At 37.2% G+C, this 2019-nt stretch carries 2 protein-coding genes; one reads left to right on the forward strand and one right to left on the reverse strand.

Annotation, left to right across the window (positions count from 1 at the left end):
• Positions 1-1495, forward strand: a 1495-nt coding sequence (locus FHL06_RS12490) for an oligosaccharide flippase family protein (protein ID WP_153386901.1), incomplete at its 5' end; no start/stop codon positions are given.
• Between the two features lie 106 nt (positions 1496-1601).
• Here the strand turns inward: FHL06_RS12490 and FHL06_RS12495 are convergent.
• The coding region (locus tag FHL06_RS12495) for a DUF4097 family beta strand repeat-containing protein (protein WP_153386903.1) at positions 1602-2019 on the reverse strand (418 nt) is incomplete at its 5' end.

The following is a 2019-nucleotide window of genomic DNA, read 5'->3' on the forward strand; positions in this document are numbered from 1 at the left end:
AGCTGCGAATGCTTTGTATGGTAAGGTCTACAATATCTACAACTTATTTTTGATTATCGCAACCGCTGGTATTCCTTCGGCTATTTCTAAAGAAGTTGCCGCTCATAATGCCTTAGGTCGCTTTGATCAAAGTGAAAAACTTTTTAAAAAATATACGATTTACATGTCCTTAGTCGGAATCGTCTTAGCGCTGATTATGTTCTTTGGGGCTAAATACGTTGCTATTGTTTTGGCAGCCGGCGATATGCGTGTTGTAACGCCAATCAAGTACTTGAGTATCGCGATGTTGATCATTCCGGCGCTTGGTATTTTACGTGGTTATATTCAAGGATATGCCTTTATTTCTTATTCAGCTTTTTCACAAGTTATCGAACAAATTGCTCGTGTAGCCTACATGCTTTACGCTACTTACACAATTATGATTTTACAAAATGGTAACTATATGTCAGCTGTTAATCAATCAACTCTGGCATCATTCATTGGTGCAACGCTTGCCTACGTATTCTTACTTTGGATTCGAATTAGAGTACGCCGTTCGGTTACCGTTACAGATATTAAAACAACTGCTGATATACCAACTGACGAAAATGTTCCAGAAATCAACTTCAGTTCTATGCTTCGTTCAGCTATTCCATTCTTGCTAGTTGATACGATTATGACCGTTCTACAATTGTTTGACCAAACTACATTTACTTGGATTTATGAACTGATTCTACATGCCAGTCAAAAAACCATCGATGATCTATATGCGATGTTTGGCTTCCAAGCTAACAAGTTGATCATGGTCCTAGTTTCTCTAGCTATTTCAGTTTCTGCATCAGTTATTCCCGCACTTTCAGCAATGGTCAGCCGTCAAGTCGGTTCCGAACAAATTCAAAAATTGATGCGTAATATCGTTCAATTTACCTTGTTCATCATCTTGCCCGCTACTTTCGGTATGATTGCTATCAGTCGTCAACTTTGGACTGTTTTCGTTTTCTACGACCAAAGTATTCTTGGTTCCAAAGTTTTGATGGTTTCTTGTTTGGAAGCTTTCTTCTACTGTGTCTTCCTAATTTTGGAAAACATTTTGCAAGTTTCTCACCATGTCAAAAAATCACTTGTCTACCTGGTAATTGCATACCTACTTAAAATTGTCTTACAACTACCATTAACTCTCGCTATGGGCGTTTATGGACCTCTAGCGGCCTCAACAATTGCTTTCATGGTTATGGGACATTTTGCTTTCCGTTTGATCAACAAGCAATTTAACGTCGTTGATAAAGAACTTGCCAAAAAATTATTCAAGATTTTCATCGATGGCTTAATCATGCTAGTTGTCGTGGTTATCGCTGATTTCTTGGTTGTGAAAGTTATTTCTGACGCCACTAAGATTGGTGCTACTATCGTTATTATCATCTGTGGTTTGATTGGGGTTGCCGTTTACGGATTCCTCAGTTACAAAGATGGTTCATTGAAGATTTTGAAAGATATTCGTGATACAAAAATTTATTAAAAGTGAAACGAAACATATTCAGCTCTTGAGCATTAAAACAAACGAGACTAGTAACCCGATTTTTGGGTTGCTAGTCTCGTTTGTTTTTAACGGAAAAAGTTACATTTTACTGAGCGATACGAACTTGCCCTGATCCACTCTTGATAACTAATGGATGACTACCATTTTCACGATAACGTTGCCCACTGCCAGCTTTTTTGATGCCGTTTAATTTGAACTGACCAGACTTAACTGAAACATCCAAACCATCACTAGTTAACTGATATAAATCAGTCCGTCCATTGTGTTTATCCAATTCACCATGACCTGTAATCGTTAATTTACGAGCAATGGTCGTCCCATTAGAATGTTGTAATTGTAAATCTTTAACAGTTAAATCATTCAATTTCAACGTTCCATTCAACTGTTCAATTTGAAGATGATTTAAAGTTTTAGGAGGTAATGTCAAAATAATTTTGGCACTCTGACCTACTTCCCACTGATGTTTTGAAAAGTTACGCTCTGTGATACTTAATTGACCATCT

It is taken from the genome of Companilactobacillus halodurans (assembly GCF_009600985.1).
GTDB classification, from domain to species: Bacteria; Bacillota; Bacilli; order Lactobacillales; family Lactobacillaceae; genus Companilactobacillus; species Companilactobacillus halodurans.